This is a genomic window from Kitasatospora sp. NPDC001603 (assembly GCF_040298365.1).
Taxonomy (GTDB): domain Bacteria; phylum Actinomycetota; class Actinomycetes; order Streptomycetales; family Streptomycetaceae; genus Kitasatospora.
Genome location: NZ_JBEPAA010000011.1, coordinates 19,212 through 38,668 on the forward strand (window position 1 = coordinate 19,212; position 19,457 = coordinate 38,668).

Below are 19,457 nucleotides of genomic sequence, written 5' to 3' on the forward strand. Positions count from 1 at the left end.
GTCTGCGCCGTTCAGTTGAGCCGAACGTAAGAACGGCGGCCATTCGGGGGACGTCGCCGACCGGCCGGCCGTTCATCGGGTCACAACCACCACCAACCGTCACAACACCCCCGCGGTGGCCCGGACGCCCCTGTCCACCCCTGGGACCGTCCTGCATAATCAGGCGCGTTCGCCCCCGGGGACACCCTCCGGGGCGGGCGGAAGACGATTCGAGACCGAGGAGGACCGGCGATGCCGGACCAGCACTGCCCGACGTGCGGCACCGCGCGCTCCGCCGGGTGCCGGTGCCTCCCGGATCCGGGCCTGACCGAGACCGCCGTCCTCCCGCACCTCGAAGGCCCGCCGCTGGTCCGCCCGTACGTGCCGCAGGCCCTCGGCCCGATCGTGGACGCCCCGCCGGCCGGCGCCCCCGCGGACCCGTTCGCCACCACCGTGCTGCCGCCCGCCCAGGCCGCTGACGGCCCGCCGGCGCGACCGGCCGGGCCGGACGCGGACGCCTACGCGACCACCGTGCTCCCACCGGTGATGTCGGTGCCGCCGCCGGGCCCCGGGCCGACGGTGGGACAGTCCCCGGCCGACGGCGCCGAGATCGGCTACTTCCCGTTCCACCCGGCGGCGCCCGGCGCCCCGGGGCCGACCGGCGGCCGGGCCGCCCGGCGCACGGCGGGGCAGGCCGAGGAGGGCATGCCCGCCCGGCGCAAGGGCCTGCTGGCCGCGGCCGGCGCCGGGCTGCTGGTGCTCACCGTCGGCCTGGCGTACGCGGTGACGCCCTCCGCCGAGCCGGGCGACCGGGCGCAGCCCGCCCCCTCCACGACACTGGCGCCCGTCCCGGTCGACCCGACCGCCCCGGCGCCGAGCCCGAGCGCGCCGCCGTCCACCAGCGAGGCCCCGAGCCCGTCCCCGAGCAGGACGGCCAGACCGACCACGAGCCGGCCGGCGGCGCCGAGCGCCACGGCCGTGACGAGCGCTCCGGTCCCGGCGGCTCCCCCGGCGCCGGCCCCCACCTCCACCGCGCCGACCCCGACGGCCACCGCCACGCCGACTCCGACGGCGACCACCCCGGCCCCGACACCGACGGTGCGGGTGCTGGAGCGCGGGATGACCGGGGCGGACGTCAAGGACATGCAGCTGCGGCTCGCGGCCACCTCGTGCGGATTCGTCGACAAGTCGATCGCCACCAGCACCTTCGACTGGTGGACCGCGACGGTGCTCGGCGACTACCAGCGCAGCTTCAAGATCAAGGGCGAGACGGGTCCGAGCGGCGCCTTCTACGGGCCGAAGACCCGGGCCGCCCTGGAGAGCGACCCGGGTACCTGCTGACCCCCGGTCAGCCGGTGATCGCCTGGAAGATGCTGAACCCGGCCATCAGCACCATGATCCCGGCCGCCACCCGGATGATCATCTTCATCGGGACGTGCTTCAGCAGCTTCTGGCCGCCGAGGATGGCGATCCCGGCGACGGCGCAGAGCGCCAGCCAGGCGCCGAGGCCGACGGCGAGCGGGTCGGCGTACTTGGCCGCGAGGTTGGCGGTCATGATCTGGGTGAGGTCGCCGAACTCGGCGATCGCCACGACCACGAAGCTGGCCCCGGCAACCTTCCAGAAGCTGTTGGCGGACGGCTCCTTGGCGGCGTGGCCGTCCTCGTCGTCACCGCCGCCGTGGAAGAGCAGCATCGCGGCCCCGGCCAGGAACAGCAGGCCGGTGACGCCCTCCACCCAGCGGTGCGGGAGCAGCGCGAGCAGGTGCCCGGCGACCAGGGCGATGCCGACCTGGAGGGCGAAGGCGGCGGCGATGCCCGCGAAGACATAGCTCGCCCGGTACTTGGCGCCGAGCATCAGGCTGGCCAGGGCGGTCTTGTCCGGCAGTTCGGACAGGAAGACGATGCCGAAGGTGATCGCGGCTACGGTCAGGCTCATCGGGGGTTCGGTATCCCTCGGGGTCGGGCTGCCCGGCCTCGGCAGCTCCGTGAGGGGTCGCTCCGGCCCGACAGCGCTGGTCAGAACATCACAGCACTGCGGCCGAAGGTCTCGCCGGCATCCAGCTGACAGATGCCCCGGGCGCCGGGCCCCGAGGGGCCAGTATGTCGACGGTCCGGTGGAGGGCTACTCCCCTTCAACGCGCCAAGCCTACCCGACGGCGCCGGGCCGCGAAGCGCCCAGCAGCCCGCGGGCGACCAGCTCCAGCACCACGACGACCGCCACCGACTCCACCGCCAGCAGAGCGACCAGCACGAACAGCTGCACCGCGCCGGCCTGCACCGGGGAGGCGCCGCCGAGCAGCATGCCGACGAACGCCCCGGGCAGCGTGACCAGGCCCACCGTCCTGGTCTGGTCGAGGGCCGGGACGAGCGAGGTCGCGGCGGCCGTCCGGCAGATCTCCAGCCGGGCGTCGCGCTCCTCGAAGCCCAGCGCGAACGCCGCCTCCACCTCGCCGTGCCGCTGGCGCAGCTCGTCCAGGGCGCGCCGGCCGGCCAGCGAGGTCGCGGTGAGCGCGCCGCCGATCAGGATGCCCGCCACCGGGATGACCGAGAGGCCCTTCGGCGGCAGCAGCCCGACCCCCAGCAGCAGCCCGAGCACCGGCAGCACCCCGGCGCCGATCGGCACGGCCGCCCGGACCCACTGCGGGTCGGCGGTCAGCCGCCGCCCGGCGGTGCGCACCGCGACCGCGAACATCAGCAGCACGAACAGCGCCGACCACCAGAGCGAGCCGACCACCCAGGTGATCACCAGCGCGACGGCGGCCAGCTGCGCCGCCGCGCGCAGCCCGGCCCGCAGCACCGCGTGGCCGTGCCCGAGCAGGCCCCACCCGGCCACCGCCACGGCGGCGGCCAGCAGCACGGCGGCCACCACCCCCAGCAGGGGGGTGACCGGCAGCAGCTGGTTCCCCGCGGCCGCCGCGAGCGCCACGCCTCAGATCCAGCTGGTGAACCACATCCGGTCCTGCCAGGACGTCATGGGGATCACCTCCGCCGTGTAGAGCGGATAGAAGAAGGCGAAGCAGGCCACGATCGCCAGCACGATCAGCCCGGCCCCGGCCGCACCCACCCGGCGCCGCTCGGGCGAGCACCCGGCCGGGCCGAGCATCGCCCCGAGCATCTGCGCCACGGCCAGGCAGAGGAAGGGCACCAGCACCACCATGTAGAACGAGAAGACCGTCCGCTCCTGGTACTGGAACCACGGCAGGTAGACGCCGGCGACGCCGCAGAGCACCGCGCCCGAGCGCCAGTCCCGGCGGAAGAACCAGCGCCAGAGCAGGTAGGCCAGGGCGAAGCAGGCCGTCCACCAGAGCAGCGGGGTGCCGAGGCCGAGGATCTGCGCGGCGCAGCCGCCGGAGGCCGTGCAGCCCTGCTGCCCGTTCGGCACCTGCTCCCAGTACATGGAGACCGGGCGGCCCTGGACCAGCCAGCTGAACGGGTTCGACTGGTAGGTGTGCGGGGTGCTCAGGCCGGTGTTGAAGTCGTACATCTGGGCGTGGTAGTGCCAGAGGCTGCGCAGCGGCGCCGGCACCCAGCTCATCGGGACCTGCGGCAGCGGGACGCCGAAGAAGCTGTCGGCGGAGAGGCCGGCCCGGTCGTCGGCCCAGTGCCGGTCGTACCCGCCGCCGGTGCGGCCGCCGGCGGCGAGCCAGCCGGCCCAGGAGCCGACGTACACCACGAGGGCCGAGCCGACCATGGCGAGCAGGGCGGGCGGCGCGTCCCGGCGCAGCATCGAGCGCCAGGGGCGGCGGGCGCCGGCCCAGCGGCGGCCGGACTGGTCCCAGAGCACGGTGAGCAGGCCGAACGCGGCGAGCACCATGACGCCGTTCCACTTGACCGCGCAGGCGGCGCCGAGCGCGACCCCGGCGGCGATCCGCCAGGGGCGCGGGCCGAGGCGGATCCGGTCGCCGTCCGGCCGCGCGCCGTCGCGGGCGGACGCCAGCCGGGCCCGGGTGCGGTCGCGGTCGACCAGCAGGGAGCCGAAGGCGGCGAGCACGAAGAACATCTGGACGCCGTCCAGCAGGCCGACCCGGCTCATCACCAGTTGGAGCCCGTCGACGGCCATCAGCAGGGCGGCGGTGCAGCCGATCAGGGTGGAGCCGAACAGCCGGCGGCCGATCCGGGCCAGCATCAGCACGGTCACCGTGCCAAGCAGCGCGGTCATGAAACGCCAGCCGAAGGGGTGCAGGCCGAAGCCCCATTCGCCGAGCGAGATGACCCATTTGCCGAGTGGCGGGTGGGCGATGAACTCCGGCGCGGAGGTGAGCGGGATGCGCTGCGGCACCCCCAGGATGTCGGCGTTGGCACTGTCCGGCCAGGTGCCCTCGTAGCCCTGTCGCAGCAGCGACCAGGCGTCCTTGGGGTAGTACGTCTCGTCGAAGACGAAGGCGTTGGGGTAGCCGAGGTTCCAGAACCGCAGCAGTCCGGCGAAGAGCGCCACGCCGATCGGCCCGAGCCAGCCGGCCCGTTCGGCCGCCCAGCGCGGCAGCCCCCGACGGGCCGGTACGGGGGCTGCGGGGGCCGCTGGTGCGGGTGGGTGCGTGAGCGCCGCTTGCGTCATAGCCTCGCCGATTTCGCCTGTCTCGCCTGTGCCGGTCGGAGCCGGACGGTCAACAGCCACTGACACTATGTGCCGGTGGTCACGAATCCAAGCGCGACGAGCGCCGTCCAGGTGACCCGGACGGCGCAGTCGTGGCATGTCAGGCCGGGCGTCACGCCGCGGTCTGGAGCTCCCGGACCGGCAGGGTCGTCCGGACGACGGCCGGGGCCGCGTTGTCCTGGACGGCGGTGAGGTACGGGCGCAGCCGCAGCGACAGGACCACGATCAGCACGGTGGAGCCGGCCATCGCCGCCAGGTAGAGCGGCCAGGTGCCGGAGCCGACCAGCAGCACGCCGACGGCCGGGCCGACCGCGATCGCGACCTGCTTCACCAGGGCGTACCCGGAGTTGTAGGTGCCGAGCAGCCGGGCCGGGGCGAGATCGGCGACGATCGGGCCCAGGGTGGGGGCGAGCAGCGACTCACCCACCCCGAACAGGGCGTAGATCGAGACGATCGCGACCGTGGCGGCCATGGTCTCGGTCCGGATCAGGCCGGCCACCAGGGCCATCGCCCAGGCACCCAGCCAGACCACGCCGGCCGCGGCCATCGCGGTGGTGCGCCGGCGGCGGGCGGTGATCCGCACCACGAACATCTGCAGCACGACGATGGTCAGCGCGTTGGCGCCGATGGCGATGCCCAGGGTGGAGGGCGCGGTGCCGACGGTGTCGGTGGCGAAGGCCGCGACACCGGACTCGAACTGGCCGTAGCAGGTGAAGAAGATCAGCCCGGCGAGCACGCAGAGCCGCAGCATCGCCTTGTCGGCTACCAGCGCCCGCAGGCCCTGGGGGCCCTTGGCCGCGCCCGGGACCAGGACCGGGGCCGCGTTCGGGATCCGGGCGCTGCCGGTGACCAGGGCCAGGCCCAGGAAGGTGACGGCCTCGATGGTGAACAGCCGGGTCAGGCTGGCGGGGTCGGCGACGTCCACGATCTGGCCTCCGACCAGCGCGCCGATGCCCATGCCCAGGTTGATCAGGGTGAACTGCAGCGCGAAGGCGTGCGACCTGGTCGCGGCGGTCGAACAGCGGACGATCATGGTGGCGAGCGCCGGCTGGCAGGTGGTGACGCCCGCGCCGAACAGGAAGGACGAGACCAGCAGGGCCGGGGTGCCGGTGGCGTGGCCGAAGGCGAACGCGCCGGTGGCGGCGAGCGCGGCACCGGCGAGCAGCACCGGGCGCGGGCCGTACCGGTCGATGCCGCGGCCGGTGAACGGGAGCACCGCGAGCGCGGCCAGCGCGAAGACGGTGAACACCATCCCGGCGGCCAGCGAGCCCAGCCCCCGCACCTGGTCCACGTACACGAACATGTACGGCATCGTGAATCCGCTGCCGAACGCACTGAGCGCGTTGCCGATCTGGACGCGGCGCAGCGGGCCGCCCGCCCCATGACGCCGCTGCCTCTGCTGCTTCACCGTGCCGGTCACCGTGCACACCCCTTCGCTGGTTTCAATGAATACTCTTAAGGGCAGAAGATTTAAGAGCTAAAGTCTGCCGAGATAAAGTCTTAGCACCGGAAGACTGCGGAGTCAAAGGCTTAAGGTCTGCACCCCCACGTGCGACACTGGTCCGCATGACAGCAGACAAGCCCGCGCCGGCCGCCCCCGACGAGCTGGGCATCGCCGAGCAGGTGGCCGTCTACCAGCGGGAATTCCCCACCGTGGACCCGCAGGTGGAGACCATCGTGCAGACCCTCTCCCGGGTCGCCCGGCGGATGGGCGTCTCCTACAGCCGGCAGCTGACTGTGCTGGGAATCACCTCCGCCGAGTGGGAGGTGCTCAAGGCCCTGGTGGTCGCCGGGAACCCCTACCGGCTGGGACCGGGCGAGCTGGCCAAGCGGCTCGGGCTCACCCCGGCCGCGATGACCCACCGGATCGACCGGATGGTCGCCGAGGACCTCGTCACCCGGGAGCGGGACGAGACCAACCGGGTCCGGGTGATCATCGAGCTGACCGAGAACGGCCGCGACAAGTGGCTGGAGTCGATGCGGATGGCGGCCGTCTTCGAGGAGGAGCTGCTCCAGGACGTCGTCGGCGAGGACCGCACCGTGCTGTCCGCGATGCTGGCCCGGATGCTGCGCCGGATCGAGGAGAGCCAGCCCGACGCCCTCGGGCGCACCGACGACCTGGCCTGAGCCCGGCGGCCCGGTGGCCGGGCGGCCGGCCCCGGGCCCGGGAACGTGGAAAGTCCGGCCCGCCGGGGTGTCGTCCCCCGGCGGGCCGGACTCGTGGTGCGAGGGTCCGTCAGGGCCCTCAGATCTTCAGGTGCTCAGGCTGCTCAGGTGCGCGGGCCCGCGGACGGCCGGGCGCCTGAACGGTGGAGCGGTACGGCCTCAGCAGGGGCCGTTGTCGGTCCAGACGCCCCACTGACCGGTGGTGGTGGGGTCCTCGCCCTTGGTCCACCACTTGTTGGTGTAGTAGTGACCCTTCCAGGAGACCTTGGTCGAGGTGGCGTAGGTGGCCGCCGCGTCCCAGCTCGGGGCGGCGGAGCAGCCGGCCGGAGAGGTCGGGGTGGTGGTCGGGGTCGGGGTCGTGGTGGGGGTCGTGGTGGGGGTGGCCGTCGCGGTCGGGGTCGGCGTGGGGGTCACCGTCTTGGTCGGGGTCGGGGTGGGGCTCGGCGCGGCCGGGCAGGCGGCGGCGGATCCGTTGGTGGCCTCGACCATCTTGTCGAACAGCGCGGTCTTGGTCCCCAGGTCGTACAGCGAGAAGGCGAAGGAGCCCCCGAGGCCGTTGCAGTGGGCGTAGTCGACCTTGGCCTGGATCGACCGGGTGTCCTCGCCGCTCCAGAACGTGGAGCCGTCGTAGAAGTACGTGGTCTTCGCCGTGTCGTCCCAGAAGGTCCGGGCCGGGTTGTCGACGAAGCCCGCGAGCTCCTTGTACATCTGGATGCCGGGGACGTTGCCGGACATCGCCGCGCCGGTGGCCGGGCCGGTGGCGGGCTGGAAGAGACCGTTCTTGCCGTTGTTCTGGACGCCGGTCCAGCCGCGGTAGTAGAACGGCACACCCACGTTGATCTTCTTGGCCGGGAAGCCGCCCGGGATGCCGTAGTCGGTGTCACCGGCGGTGTACGCCTTGATCGCGGCATCGACCGAGTACTTGCCGTTGCCCGGCGCGGCCGGGGTCATCGGGTCGTCCGGGCCGGAGTAGATCGGGGCCTGGTGGTTGGTCGGGCCCTTGGCGTCCCAGGCACCGTGCATGTCGTAGGTCATGATGTCCAGGAACGTGAGGTACTGACCGATCTTGTCGGTCTCCACGTTCCGGATCTTGTCCTGGCCGGCGCCGACCGCCGCCGCCGTGGCGTAGGTCTTGCCGTCGGTCTTGCCCTGGGCGTCCAGCTGCTCGCGCAGCTCCTTCAGCAGCAGGGTGAAGTTCTGCTTGTCGCTCGGGCTGGAGATGTTGCCGGTGTGGCCGCCGCCGCCCGGGTACTCCCAGTCGATGTCGATGCCGTCGAAGATGCCGGCCGCCGAGCCCGGGCCGCCGTAGCCGGCGTCCGTCGGCAGGTTGCCCTTGATGAACATGTCGATGCAGGACGAGACCAGCTTCTTGCGGGAGGCGTCCGTGGCGGCCGCCGCCGAGAAGTACTTGGAGTACGTCCAACCGCCCAGCGAGATCAGGACCTTGAGGTTGGGGTTCTTCGCCTTCAGCTTCTTCAGCTGGTTGAAGTTGCCCGCGATCGGCTGGCCCCAGGCGTCGCCGACGCCGTCGACCGAGATGTCCGGGCCGAAGCTCTTCTGGTAGTCGGCGAACGCGTCGCCCGCACCGTCACCCGCGTTGGGGTTGTTGTCGTCCTGGCTCGCGGCCTTGGTGGCCTCGAAACAGTTCAGGTTGGTGGGGTGGATGTTCGCGAACGAGTAGATCAGGTAGTCCAGCTTCCCGGCGACGCCGGTGTCCTGGATCGTCTTCGGGTAGTACGCGTTCGCGTAGATCGACCACTGGTCGAAGTAGGCGACCTTGATGCCACCGCTGGTGGCGGGCGCGCCGGTGGAGTTGGTGACGGCCGCGCTGGCCGAGGCACCACCGGTGAGGGCGAGGCCCGCGCCGAGCAGCAGGGAGGCGGTCGTGCCGACCGCGAGGGCGGCCAGGCTCTTCGGGCGCCGCCGGCGGCCGCCCTCCTGAGCCGGGGTCCCGGCCCTTTCGATACGTGAACGGAGCATGGGTGCGTGACTCCTGGTTGTGGGGGATCCGCCGCGCCTGGCGGGCTCGTACGGGGTGGGGCCGTACGACCAGGGCATGACAGAACGGGGGAAGGGAATCGAGCGGGTACATGCCTGACGGACACCGGGATATGCCGAACCGGCGCCCGCGGCCACAGACCGCTGACGCCGGTTCAGGGGCTCCCTGCACCTGTGGATTAAAATGGACTAGACCAACTCGCCCGTCAAGGGGTGATGTTGAGGCTTGAGTCGCGCTTAAGGTTGGCCCCCGCCGGACCGGCCCCGCTGACCTGCGGATCAGTACCGGACTGCGTTGGCCACCACGACCTTCACCGAGCCGGAGAGGTCACGGTTGCTCCGGGCTGTGGCCTGGGCGGTCTGCCCGGCGGCCACGTCCGGAACGGTCACCGCCGTCGCGTCCAGGACATTGCCGGAGGCGTCGGTGAAGTTGACCTGAATCACGTACCGGTTGGACTGCTGCTCGTGGTTGGCGACGGAGAGCGTCGCCTCGGCCTTGCCGTCCGAGCCGATCGTCACCCCGCTCACCGTGACGTCCCCCTTGGCGTCCAGCCCGCCCTTGACGTTCGCGACCGCCGAGGAGGCCGCCGCCTGCGCCGAGGCGGCCACCGACGCCACCGCGGAGGAGGCCGCCGAGGAGAGCCCGCTCGCGGCCGACTCCACGGCCGAGGCGGCGGCGGAGGCGGCGGCCGAGAGGCCCGACTGGACCGCGCCGGCGGCCGAGGAGACGGCCTTGCTCGGCTCGCTGTCCGAGGAGCAGCCGGCCAGCGCCGCCGTGCCCAGGGCGGCCGCGGCCAGGACGCCGGCCACCGCCCGGCGGGGACGGCGCACCACCGCGGCGGTGACGTCCTGGGCGGTGGTGCGGGTCGGGTGGGTCGGGCCGGTCGGGCGGTTCGCCCGGGTCGGCGACTGGCGGTCCATGGGTCCTCGATTCTGCGCGTCGTCGTCCGCGCTGCTTTCGTCTCCGCGCTGCGGCGGCTCTGTGCTCCGGCTCGGCGCCGGGCTGCCCGGCACACCTCACGCCCACCCTCCGAGGGCGCGACCGCGCCCGCCAACAGGGGTGGGCATCCGGGTGAGGGTCGCGGCGGGCCGCGACCGCGGGGTTCCGCGCACCGCCCCGGCGCGCGGAACCCCGGCGGGGCGGTTTCAGGACAGCCCCGAGCCCTCCTGCGTCTGCGCCTCCACGGCGGCCCGCTCCTCGCGCAGCCGCACCACGTGCCGGCGGCGGGCCACCACGCCGTACGCCGAGGCGGCGCTCGCGGCGAACGCCACCAGGCCCACCCAGGGCCGGTCGAAGGCGTGGCCGGTCAGGTGGTCGAGCGAGTACCGCCCCGGGCCCGCCAGGCCCAGCGCGAGCCCGGTCGCCCCCAGGAACGCCGGGTACTCGTAGCCGCCCGACATCACGAAGAAGCCGGACGGGGCGTGCACCGCGACCGCGCCCGCCATGGTGCCGGCCACCACCGCGCCGGCCGCCGGGGTGGCCAGCCCGGCCACCAGCAGCGCGCCGCCGCCGGCCTCGCCGAGGCCGGCCGCCAGGGCGCTCTGCCGGGCCGGGTGGAAGCCCATGTGCTCCATCGCCTGGGTGGTGCCCTCCAGGCCGCCGCCACCGAACCAGCCGAACAGCTTCTGGGTGCCGTGCGCGATCAGCACCCCGCCGACGGCGCCGCGCAGGGCCAGCAGGCCGAGATCCTTACGGTTCAGACACATGTCGAGTCCTCGTTCCAGCGGAGGTGATCCGGCTTCCATAGGAGCCGAAAGGGCGGGCCGGCTCGACCCGGGGCCGCCATCCGGGCGAACATCGGAGCACCGAGGAATGGAGGAACGATGGCCACCGACCCGCCCGCGCCGCCGCCCGCGTACCAGCTGGACGGCCACGCGATCACCGACCGCGTCGCGTTCTACACCGCCCTGGGCGCCGCCCTGAACGGCCCCGGCGGCTACTACGGCAGCAACCTCGACGCGCTGGCCGACTGCCTGCACGGCGGCTTCGGGCCCGCTCCCCCGTTCACCCTGGTCTGGCGGGACGCCGGCACCGCCCGGCGGCACCTGACGGGCACCGTCGTCATCGGCGGGCGGCGGCTGAGCTACTTCGACGCGATCCTCGACACCCTGCGCACCGAGGGCGTGGCGGTCGAACTGCGCTGAGCGTCCCGATCATGCTTGGCCCATGTTCGTCTTCAACCTGAGCAGCGCGTTCATCGCCTTCTTCGCCGTCGTCGGCCCGCCGAAGGTCCTGCTGTCCTTCGCCCGGCTGGCCGCCACCCGCAGCACCCACGAACTGCGGCGGCTGGCGGCCTGGAGTTCCCTGATCACCGCCCTGATCGGCCTGGTGCTCGCCTACAGCGCGGACTTCGTGACCTCGCTGTTCCACATCAGCGACCAGTCGCTGCAACTGGCCGGCGGGACGATCTTCTTCGTCTACGCCGTCGCCCTGGTCCTCGGCATCCACCTCGGCGCCGGCACCGGCGAGGACGACGACCACCTGCCGAACCCGATGGTGGACGGCATCCGCGAACTGATGCTGCCGTACGTGGCCAGCCCGCTGGCGGTCACCGCGGTGCTGGTGGGCTCGCTCAGCAAGGACGACTGGGGCTGGCGGACCACCGTCGTCGGCGCCTACATCGCCGTGGTGGTGATCAACTACATCTGCGTGGCGGCGCTCGCCCCGCTGATGCGGCGCACCCACCGGACGTCGCTGGAGGTGCTCTCCCGGCTGCTCGGCCTGCTGCTGGCGGCGGTCGGCGTGGAGCTGTTCCTGAACGGCCTGGCGGGCCTGGGCCTGCACCTGCCCGAGGCGCACTGAGGGCGGCGCGGCGCCGGCGCGGGCGTCAGGGCGCGACCACCGGCCGCCAGGGCACCGGGCTGGAGAGGATCATCGAGCTGGCCGGCTGCCCGTAGCCGCCGAGGCGGTCGATCAGAGCCTCGAAGGCGGCCATCGCGGGTACCGCCACCAGCAGCACGCAGCAGGCCCCGCCGGTCACCCGGTGCAGCTGGAGGACCTCCGGCCACCGCGGCACCTCCGGGTCGCGCAGCACGCAGCGCGGGCCGTAGCACTGGAGCTGGACCAGCGCGGTGATCGGCAGCCCGGCCCGGGCGGGGTCGACGTGGGCGTGGTACCCGCTGATCACCCCCTCGGCCTCCAACCGGCGCACCCGTTCGGCGACGGCGGGTGCGGAGAGGCTCACCCGGCGGGAGAGTTCGTTGTACGAGAGCCGGGCATCGGCCTGCAGCTCGGCCAGCAGGCGGCGGTCGACGGCGTCCATGGCGGCTCCCGGAGAGGTTGATCGACTGGCTGGATCCCGCTCTTTTGCGATCGTAAAGGGAATCGGTGGGAAGACCTCTCGATCGGCAGGTCCGGCTGCGGTTGCCGTGCCCGGTGCCCATTCAAGTGGGGGCAGTGACCGCCGCACAATGGGGCCCCGGCCACTACGGACCAGCAGGCGGCCGCGTCACCGGTCGGGCGGCATCCGCCGGCCGGGTCATCAGGAGGGATCGGGATGGGGCACGACACGGTGGAGACACCCAACCTGTCGTTCGGTCGGGGCGGTGAGCCGGGTCGGGGCACCCCCTACGCCCGGTACGCGCGCCTGGAGGAACTGCACAGCCTGCAGCAGCCGCGCAGCAAGGTCCCGGCCGAGCTGTCGTTCATCGTCACCACCCAGGTGATGGAGCTGCTCTTCGGCCTGCTCCGGCACGAGTGGACGCTGGCCCAGCAGGCCATGCGCGAGGACGACCTGCCGGCCGCGCTGGCCGCGCTGCGGCGCGGCACCCATGTGCAGGACGTCCTGGTGGAGTCCTGGGACCTGCTGGCGACCATGACCCCGCAGGAGTTCAACGCCTTCCGCTCGGTGTTCGGCGAGGCCTCCGGGTTCCAGTCCTCGGCCTTCCTGCACCTGGAGTTCCTGCTGGGCAACAAGAACGCCGGCCTGCTGCGGATGTACGACGAGATACCCGAGACGCGGGCCGAGCTGAGCGAGGCGCTGCGCGCCCCCGGTCTGTACGACGACGCCCTGGCGCTGCTCGCCCGGCGCGGACTGGCGGTGCCGCACGAGCCCTCCGAGCAGCGGCACCGGGCCGATCCGGCCGTGGAGGCCGCCTGGCGGCAGGTCTACGCCGACCCCGCGCACGCGGCGCTGCAGCCGCTCGCCGAGGCGCTGCTGGACGTCGCCGAGCGGGTCACCCGCTGGCGCCAGCGGCACCTGGCAGCGGTGAAGCGCGCGATGGGCGCCAAGCCCGGCTCGGGCGGCTCCAGCGGCCTCACCTGGCTGCGCAAGGCCGCCGAGCAGGACGTGTTCCCCGAGCTGTGGACCGTACGGGACGAGCTGTGAGCGAGAGAGTGGGCAGGACGTTGGGCATCATGACGCGCGAGGAGTGCGCGGCGCTGGACGCCGTCGACCCGCTGGCGGCGTTCCGCAAGGAGTTCGCCCTGCCCGAGGGCGTCGTCTACCTGGACGGGAACTCGCTCGGAGCACTGCCGGCCCGCACCCCGGAGCGGGTGCGGCAGGTCGTCGAGGAGGAGTGGGGCCGCGAGCTGATCCGCAGCTGGAACGAGGCCGGCTGGTTCGAGCAGCCCTACCGGCTCGGCCGGCGGATCGCGCCGCTGATCGGGGCCGGGACCGAGGAGGTCGTGGTCTGCGACACCACCTCGGTCAACCTGTTCAAGGTGCTGACGGCCGCGCTGCGGCTGCGCCCCGGCCGGCACACGGTGCTCGGCGACGGCGCGGCCTTCCCCACCGACCTCTACATCGCCGAGGGCGTGACCGGGCTGTTCGAGGGCGCGCGCAGCGTGCTGACCACCCCCGGGGAGCTCGACCGGCACCTGGACGCGGACGTCGCCGTCGTCGTCCTCTCGCACGTGGACTACCGCACCGGCGAGCTGCTGGACATGCCCGGGATCACCGCCCGGGTGCAGGCCGCGGGCGCCCTGATGATCTGGGACGTCTGCCACTCGGTGGGCGCCCTGCCGATCGAACTCGACGCGAGCAACGCTGACTTCGCGGTCGGCTGCACCTACAAGTACCTGAACGCCGGCCCCGGCGCGCCGGCCTTCCTGTACGTGGCCCGGCGCCACCTCGCGGCCGGCCCGCGGCAGCCGCTGAGCGGCTGGTTCGGCCACGCCCGCCCGTTCGCCTTCGAGCCCGGGTACGACCCGAGGGAGGGCATCGGGCGCTTCCTGACCAGCTCGCCCTCGCTGCTCGGCCAGGCCGCGCTGGGCACCAGCCTGGACATCTGGGAGCGCGCCGACCTGGACGCGGTACGGACGAAGAGCCTGGCCCTGACCGACCTCTTCATCGCGCTGGTGGAGGGCCTGGAGGGGATCGAGGTGGCCACCCCGCGCGAGCACGCCCGGCGCGGCAGCCAGGTCGCCCTGCGGCACGCCGACGGCTACCCGGTGGTGCAGGCGCTGATCGAGCGCGGGGTGATCGGGGACTTCCGCGCACCGGACCTCATGCGCTTCGGCTTCACCCCGCTGTACCTGTCGTACGTGGACGTCTGGGACGCCGCGCGGCAGCTGGCGGAGGTGCTGGAGACCGGCGAGTGGCGGGCGGAGCGGTTCGGCCGGCGCGGCGAGGTGACCTGACCTGACCTGACCTGACCTGAGCGGGGCCGGCTCCGGTGCGGGGCCGGCTCAGGAGCCGGGTCGGCGGTTCGGCCGCGGTTCGGCTGCGGTTCGGCGCCAACCAGGGCGGGCAGCACCTTCTATGACGGGACATCAGGTCATAGGGGGAGCAGATGAACTTCGAGCTCGGTCCGCTGAAGCCCGAACCCGGCCAACTGATCGTCGGCCTGATCTGCTTCCTCCTGACGGTCCGGGTGCTGGGCCGCCGGGTGCTCCCGCGGATCGAGCGGCTCCAGGCCGATCGCCGGGACGCCACCGAGGGCGGCGTGGAGCGGGCCGAGGCGCTCCACGCCGAGGCGGATCGCGTCTACGAGGCCTACCGGAACGAACTGGCGGACGCGCGGCACGAGGCGGCGCGGATCCGGCAGGAGGCCGCCGAACAGGGCGCGGCCGCCATCGCGGCGGCCCGCGAGGACGGGGTCCGGGAGCGCGACCGGCTGGTCGCCGAGGCCCACGCCCGGATCACCGTCGACCAGGCACTCGCGGCCGTCACCCTCCGGCAGGACATCGGCGAACTGGCGGTCGACCTGGCCGGCCGGATCGTCGGCGAGTCGCTGGCGGCCGCCGCCGCCGAGCGCGACACGGTGGAGCGCTTCTTCGACGAGCACTGAGCAGGTGCGGCGCACGCCCGTTCGCGCCGGCCGAACGGGTCCCCACCCGCCAGGGCGGGCCTGCCCGGGGCCGGTCGATCCGGTGGTCAGCTCAGATCACCGCGGATCACCGCAGGACAGCTCCCGGACCGGGGCCCCGGCCGACGGGGGCCGGTCGCGGGTCGGGCCGCCCGGTCGGGTGACCGGGCGACCCGACGGAGCTCCGGCGCCTCGGCGGTCAGGCGCCTCGGTCCGGTGGGGCCTGCGGGTCTGGTGGATCTGGTGGATTCCGCAGGCCCTGCGGGCTAGCTGTGGCGTCCGCGTCGGCGGGCGACCAGGACGGCGAGGCCGCCGAGGCCGAGCACGGCGACACCGGCCAGGCCGAGCACGACCGGGCCGTCACCCGCGCCGGTCGACGGCAGCTGCCCGCCCCCGCCGGTCGACGAGCCGGGAGCCGGCAGATGGCTGGTCGGCCGGTGGCTGCTGGGCCGGTGGCTGGTCGGGTGCTCGCTCGGACCGGTCGGAGCGGGGCTCGACGACGTGGGGGCCGGGGTGCTGGACGTGGAGGTCGGCGACGTCGGGGAGGGTGAGGTCGGGGTCGGGGTCGGGGACGGCGAGGCGGAGGTCGGCGTGGGGCTGGGGGAGGTCGGCGACGGGCTCGGCGAGGTCGGCGAGGGGCTGGGCGAGGTCGGCGAGGGGCTAGGCGTCACGGCGCAGTCCGGCAGGTCCCCGTCGAACGGGTAACCGTGGATCTCGTAGCCGCCGGTGCCGGTCTGGATCAGATTGCCCGCCAGGTAGACCCGGCCGTTCATGCCGGGCTGGGCGATGGTCGTGGTGCCGCCCGCGTTGCCCGCCATGACCGAGCCCTGGAACTGGGCGCTGCCGAGGATCCGCGCGTCGGTGGCGGTGGGGAAGTTCCACATCAGCCTGGAACGCATCTCGGTGGTCTGGTCCCCCGGGAGGCCGGTACCGGTGTAGGTGTTGATGACCGGGTCGGCCGCCAGCATGTTGACGACCACGGTGGCGCCGGCCGGGACGCCGGTGAAGACCAGGCCGATCTGCCGGGTGGTCGAGCCCAGGTTCCCGGTGACGTTGAAGACCTGCTTCATGCTGGTCCCGTCCCCCGCGAAGGTGGCCTCGCTGCCGGTCACCGTGACCGTGCCGGTGGCGGTCGCCCTGGCGACGCAGGCGGAGACCTCCTCGATCTGGTTCAGCACCGACCGGTAGGGCGCGGCGGCGTCCGGATCCGCGATCGACCGGCCGGTGGGGTCGATGTCGACGGTGCCGGTGACCGTGCCCGCGTGGCGGAGGTTGCCGAAGGCCGCGCCCTTGGAGTCGCTGCCGCCGATGAGGATCCGGTTGCCGGTCTTGACGTCCACGGCGCCGCCGACGGTCACGAAGTCGCTGCCGTTGGGCGGCACCACCCGCGAACCGACCCCGACCACCCCCATGTTGAAGGCGCCGCCGCCCTGGCTCTTGTCGACGGTGAGGTCCCCCAGGGTGACGATCTTGCCCTCGACCTCGGCCGCCCGGCCGTTCACGGTGTAGTCGCCGCCGGTGAAGACGTTGATCGTGGCGTCCCGCCCGGCGAAGTCCCCGTTGTGCGGCGGCGTCGGCCAGACCGCCGGGCAGTCGGGCCCGGAGCACGCCCCCAGCGGCGGGGCCAGTGGTGCGGCCGAGCCCACCGTCAGCACCGCGGCCATCGGGAGCGCGGCGACGGCGGTCGCCACCGCCAGTCGGACCGCCCGGCGTCCGCGGACGGCCGACGGCCTCCGGTCGGCGGCCGTTCTGCGCTCCGGCGAACCCATGCCCTGCTCCATCGACACATTCCTCCGCACAGAGAGAGAGCGGCGGGTCACACAACCCGCCACGTTTCAGTTGATCCCATCCGATATACGACAGATCCGGTACATCCAACACCAAATCGGACGAATCACACCCTACAGACCGTCAGGATCGATCCCAAGCAGTCCGGGCGGGCGCCGATCACGCCCGCGGGCGGCCACGGTCACGGGCGGCCCCGCTAGGTTGGGACCATGACTTCCGAGGACCAGGACCCGCAGGCTCCGCTCGCCGCCGTCTCGGCCAGCGCGGACGTCCTGCGGCACCCCGAAGCCGGCGACCACCTGCTCACCGCCCTCGAACACGAACGCGCCGCGCGCTTCCGGCACGAGTCGGGGCGGGTCGACTTCACCGCCGCGCACATCCTGGTCCGGCTCTGCGCCGCCCGGCTGCTCGGCGTACCGGCGACCGGGCTGACGCTGGCCCAGAACTGCCCCGACTGCGGCAAGGGCGACCACGGCCGGCCCTACCTGCCGGACCACCCGGACGTCCAGGTGAGCCTCTCGCACACCCGCGGCGTCGTCGCGGCCGCCGCCGGGTACCAGCCGGTCGGCGTCGACGTCGAGCTGACGGCCCGGAGCGGCTCGCTCCTCGACGTCGCCGCACGGGTGCTCAGCCCGGCCGAACTGCGGCAGGTCGAGGCGCACCCGGAGCCCGGGCGGGCGTTCTTGCGCCTGTGGGTGCGCAAGGAGTCGCTGATCAAGCTCGGCCGGGCCAGCCTGGACACCCTGGCCGGCGTCGACCTCTCCGCACTGCCGCTCGACGTGCCGGCGGGCGAGCCGCTGCACAGCCGCTACCAGGACCTCCACCTGCTCGACTGGGCGGACGTCCGACAGGGAGCGGCCGTCTCGGTCGCCAGCACCGCCGCCCCCCGGGTCGTGGTGCTGACGCCGCCGGCCGGCTGACCCGCGGGCCCGCCCGCCCCCTGGAGCGTGGCCCCACCCGCGCGGCCGGGGCCCGGATAAGCGGTGTTAGCGTGCCTGCTCGGGGCTCGGAAACCGGACGCCCCGGCTGCCCGCGCCGCGTCCCCGGCGCGCAGCCCCCGTTGGATCAAAGGGTGTTCCCGCCATGGCCAAGTTCCTGCTGAGCCTGCACGTCCTCGCCTCGGTGCTGTTCATCGGCCCGGTGGCGGTGGCCGTCAGCATGTTCCCGCGCCGGGCCGCTGCCGCACTGGCCGGCGGACCGGAGCGGGCCGGCGAGGCCGGCACCCTGCGACTGCTGCACCGGATCACCCAGGTCTACGCGCTGCTGGGGATAGCCGTCCCGATCCTGGGCATCGGCGTCGCCCAGGTGATGGACGTGCTCGGGCAGTCCTGGCTGATCGTCTCCATGGTGCTCACCGCGCTGTCGGCGCTCGCGCTGCTGCTGTTCGTCCTGCCCGCGCAGCAGGCCGCGGTGGACGCGCTCGACCTCGACGCCGGGGCACCGGAGCACGGCAAGGCCGTCCAGGGCCTGCGGCTGCTGCCGATGACGGCCGGGGTGTTCAACCTGCTCTGGGCCGTGGTCGTCGTCCTGATGGTCATCCGGCCGGGTTCGACCACCGGCGCCTGACCCTCGGCCGCCCGCCGGGGGGATACCGGCGCGGGGCACTGCCGCCTGCCCGGCGCCGCGATCCGGTTCAGGTCCGTGGTCGCGCACGCTGTACCGGGACGCCCGCCCGCTTCACCGCGCGGGCGACGATCGCCGTCTCGGCCCGGTCGACGCCGAGCGGGCCGAGTGTTCCGGTGAGGAAGCGGTAGAGACCGCCGTGGTCCGCGCAGAACAGGGTGGCCACCAGGTTCGCCGGACCGCTGGTCGCGAACACCCCGTGCACCTGGGGGTGGCGGGCCAGCGCCGTACCGACCTCGGCGAGCCGGCCCGGGGGGACGTCCAGCCAGAGGTTGGCGTCCACGGCCATGCCCAGCAGCCGTGGATCGACGGTGGCGTGGGTGCGCAGCAGACCGGCGCCGGCGAGCCGGTGCAACCGGCGGCGGACGGTCGACTCGGGAGCGCCGACGGCCGCCGCCAGAGCGGCGTGGGACTGGCGGGCGTCCACGCCGAGGCGGGCGAGCAGCGCGTGGTCCAGCGCGTCGAGCGGGGGCTTCTCCGGGGCGGTCGCGACGGGCGGTGGGGTCAGGGCGGCCACCTCGGCCTCGTCCAGGTAGCCGGCCCGCCACTGCCCCGCGTCGGAGAAGGCGTGCAGCACCGCGTGCGCGGTGGTCTCGGTGACCGCTGCGGTGGCGGGCAACCGCCCGTACAGCAGCTGGTCCCGGCCACCGGCGTCGCCCAGCATCACCGCACCGATCTCCTGGCCGCCGAGCATGACGTCGACGAAGGGGACGTCCGGGCGGTCGGCCAGGGCCTGGGCGATGGTGTCGGCCTTGCCGCGCAGCACCCGGACGCGCAGCAGCAGCGCACCGACGGCGGCGTCCTCGACGTCGGGCATCCGGACCACCCGCAGCAGCCCGGTCTGCTGCAGCCGGGCCAGCCGGCGGGTGACCGTCCGCGCGGAGACGCCGAGCACCTCGGCGATCCGGCCGGTCTCGGCCCGGCCGTCGACCTGCAGCGCGCAGACCAGGCGGCGGTCCAGCGCGTCCAGCACACTGTCCGGATCAGCAGTCGAGAGGTCCGTGAAGTCCGATCTCCGCCGGAACCGCCCGGCTGTCCGTCCTGTTCGGCAGCACCGACG

At 73.5% G+C, this 19,457-nt stretch carries 19 protein-coding genes; 9 read left to right on the forward strand and 10 right to left on the reverse strand.

What is annotated here, in order from left to right:
* The first annotated feature begins 231 nt into the window (after nt 1-231).
* Nucleotides 232-1,320 (forward strand): hypothetical protein, encoded by a 1,089-nt coding sequence (locus ABT263_RS10130; RefSeq protein WP_352289586.1) that lies wholly within the window; start codon nt 232-234, stop codon nt 1,318-1,320.
* A gap of 7 nt (nt 1,321-1,327) precedes the next feature.
* On the opposite strand, the gene ABT263_RS10135 is transcribed toward ABT263_RS10130, so the two are convergent.
* The 4 genes from ABT263_RS10135 to ABT263_RS10150 form a co-directional block, all read right to left on the reverse strand.
* The gene (locus ABT263_RS10135; protein WP_329487428.1) at nt 1,328-1,915 is read right to left on the reverse strand and encodes a TMEM165/GDT1 family protein; all 588 of its coding nucleotides are present in this window, start codon (nt 1,913-1,915) and stop codon (nt 1,328-1,330) included.
* Between the two features lie 210 nt (nt 1,916-2,125).
* Nucleotides 2,126-2,905 (reverse strand): ABC transporter permease, encoded by a 780-nt coding sequence (locus tag ABT263_RS10140; protein WP_352289589.1) that lies wholly within the window; start codon nt 2,903-2,905, stop codon nt 2,126-2,128.
* Nucleotides 2,906-2,908: 3 nt separating this feature from the next.
* Nucleotides 2,909-4,534, reverse strand: coding sequence for a dolichyl-phosphate-mannose--protein mannosyltransferase (locus ABT263_RS10145; protein ID WP_352289592.1), 1,626 nt, complete (start codon nt 4,532-4,534; stop codon nt 2,909-2,911).
* Nucleotides 4,535-4,685: 151 nt separating this feature from the next.
* Entirely contained in the window at nt 4,686-5,981 is a 1,296-nt protein-coding gene (locus tag ABT263_RS10150) for an MFS transporter (RefSeq protein ID WP_352289595.1), read from the reverse strand.
* 158 nt (nt 5,982-6,139) lie between these two features.
* Here ABT263_RS10150 and ABT263_RS10155 point away from each other — a divergent pair, with 158 nt between their 5' ends.
* On the forward strand, nt 6,140-6,700 hold the full coding sequence (locus ABT263_RS10155) for a MarR family winged helix-turn-helix transcriptional regulator (protein ID WP_329487432.1): 561 nt from the start codon (nt 6,140-6,142) through the stop codon (nt 6,698-6,700).
* Nucleotides 6,701-6,898: 198 nt separating this feature from the next.
* Here the strand turns inward: ABT263_RS10155 and ABT263_RS10160 are convergent, their stop codons facing one another.
* The 3 genes from ABT263_RS10160 to ABT263_RS10170 all read right to left on the reverse strand — a co-directional run bounded on the left by ABT263_RS10160 (nt 6,899) and on the right by ABT263_RS10170 (nt 10,444).
* Nucleotides 6,899-8,719, reverse strand: a complete 1,821-nt coding sequence (locus ABT263_RS10160) for a glycosyl hydrolase family 18 protein (RefSeq protein ID WP_352289598.1) — start codon at nt 8,717-8,719, stop codon at nt 6,899-6,901.
* Between the two features lie 297 nt (nt 8,720-9,016).
* On the reverse strand, nt 9,017-9,658 hold the full coding sequence (locus tag ABT263_RS10165; RefSeq protein ID WP_352289601.1) for a hypothetical protein: 642 nt from the start codon (nt 9,656-9,658) through the stop codon (nt 9,017-9,019).
* 225 nt (nt 9,659-9,883) lie between these two features.
* Nucleotides 9,884-10,444, reverse strand: coding sequence for a DoxX family protein (locus ABT263_RS10170; protein WP_329487436.1), 561 nt, complete (start codon nt 10,442-10,444; stop codon nt 9,884-9,886).
* A gap of 117 nt (nt 10,445-10,561) precedes the next feature.
* Here ABT263_RS10170 and ABT263_RS10175 point away from each other — a divergent pair, with 117 nt between their 5' ends.
* Together ABT263_RS10175 and ABT263_RS10180 are read left to right on the forward strand one after the other, a co-directional pair.
* Nucleotides 10,562-10,882, forward strand: coding sequence for a barstar family protein (locus ABT263_RS10175; RefSeq protein WP_329487437.1), 321 nt, complete (start codon nt 10,562-10,564; stop codon nt 10,880-10,882).
* A 22-nt stretch (nt 10,883-10,904) separates the two neighbouring features.
* Nucleotides 10,905-11,540 carry a MarC family protein gene (locus tag ABT263_RS10180; RefSeq protein ID WP_352289604.1) on the forward strand — a complete coding sequence of 212 codons (636 nt, stop codon included), beginning with the start codon at nt 10,905-10,907 and terminating at the stop codon, nt 11,538-11,540.
* A gap of 25 nt (nt 11,541-11,565) precedes the next feature.
* Here ABT263_RS10180 and ABT263_RS10185 read toward each other — a convergent pair whose 3' ends face one another.
* On the reverse strand, nt 11,566-12,000 hold the full coding sequence (locus tag ABT263_RS10185; RefSeq protein WP_329487439.1) for an Lrp/AsnC family transcriptional regulator: 435 nt from the start codon (nt 11,998-12,000) through the stop codon (nt 11,566-11,568).
* Between the two features lie 234 nt (nt 12,001-12,234).
* Between ABT263_RS10185 and ABT263_RS10190 the strand changes: the two genes are divergently transcribed.
* From ABT263_RS10190 to ABT263_RS10200, 3 genes are all read left to right on the forward strand, one after another.
* Nucleotides 12,235-13,065, forward strand: a complete 831-nt coding sequence (locus ABT263_RS10190) for a tryptophan 2,3-dioxygenase (RefSeq protein ID WP_329487440.1) — start codon at nt 12,235-12,237, stop codon at nt 13,063-13,065.
* Nucleotides 13,066-13,094: 29 nt separating this feature from the next.
* The gene (gene kynU / locus ABT263_RS10195; protein ID WP_352289607.1) at nt 13,095-14,318 is read left to right on the forward strand and encodes a kynureninase; all 1,224 of its coding nucleotides are present in this window, start codon (nt 13,095-13,097) and stop codon (nt 14,316-14,318) included.
* A gap of 152 nt (nt 14,319-14,470) precedes the next feature.
* Nucleotides 14,471-14,968, forward strand: coding sequence for a F0F1 ATP synthase subunit B family protein (locus ABT263_RS10200; protein ID WP_352289610.1), 498 nt, complete (start codon nt 14,471-14,473; stop codon nt 14,966-14,968).
* Between the two features lie 284 nt (nt 14,969-15,252).
* On the opposite strand, the gene ABT263_RS10205 is transcribed toward ABT263_RS10200, so the two are convergent.
* A complete protein-coding gene (locus ABT263_RS10205; RefSeq protein WP_352289612.1) occupies nt 15,253-16,767 on the reverse strand; it encodes a choice-of-anchor A family protein in 1,515 nt (504 codons plus the stop codon).
* A 216-nt stretch (nt 16,768-16,983) separates the two neighbouring features.
* On the opposite strand from ABT263_RS10205, the gene ABT263_RS10210 reads away from it, so the two are divergent.
* Both ABT263_RS10210 and ABT263_RS10215 read left to right on the forward strand, forming a co-directional pair.
* On the forward strand, nt 16,984-17,694 hold the full coding sequence (locus ABT263_RS10210; protein WP_329487444.1) for a 4'-phosphopantetheinyl transferase family protein: 711 nt from the start codon (nt 16,984-16,986) through the stop codon (nt 17,692-17,694).
* 163 nt (nt 17,695-17,857) lie between these two features.
* Entirely contained in the window at nt 17,858-18,340 is a 483-nt protein-coding gene (locus tag ABT263_RS10215) for a DUF2269 family protein (RefSeq protein ID WP_352289615.1), read from the forward strand.
* Nucleotides 18,341-18,407: 67 nt separating this feature from the next.
* Here ABT263_RS10215 and ABT263_RS10220 read toward each other — a convergent pair whose 3' ends face one another.
* Complete coding sequence (locus ABT263_RS10220) at nt 18,408-19,370, reverse strand: Lrp/AsnC family transcriptional regulator (RefSeq protein WP_352289618.1); 963 nt, start codon at nt 19,368-19,370, stop codon at nt 18,408-18,410.
* Between the last annotated feature and the right edge of the window lie 87 nt (nt 19,371-19,457).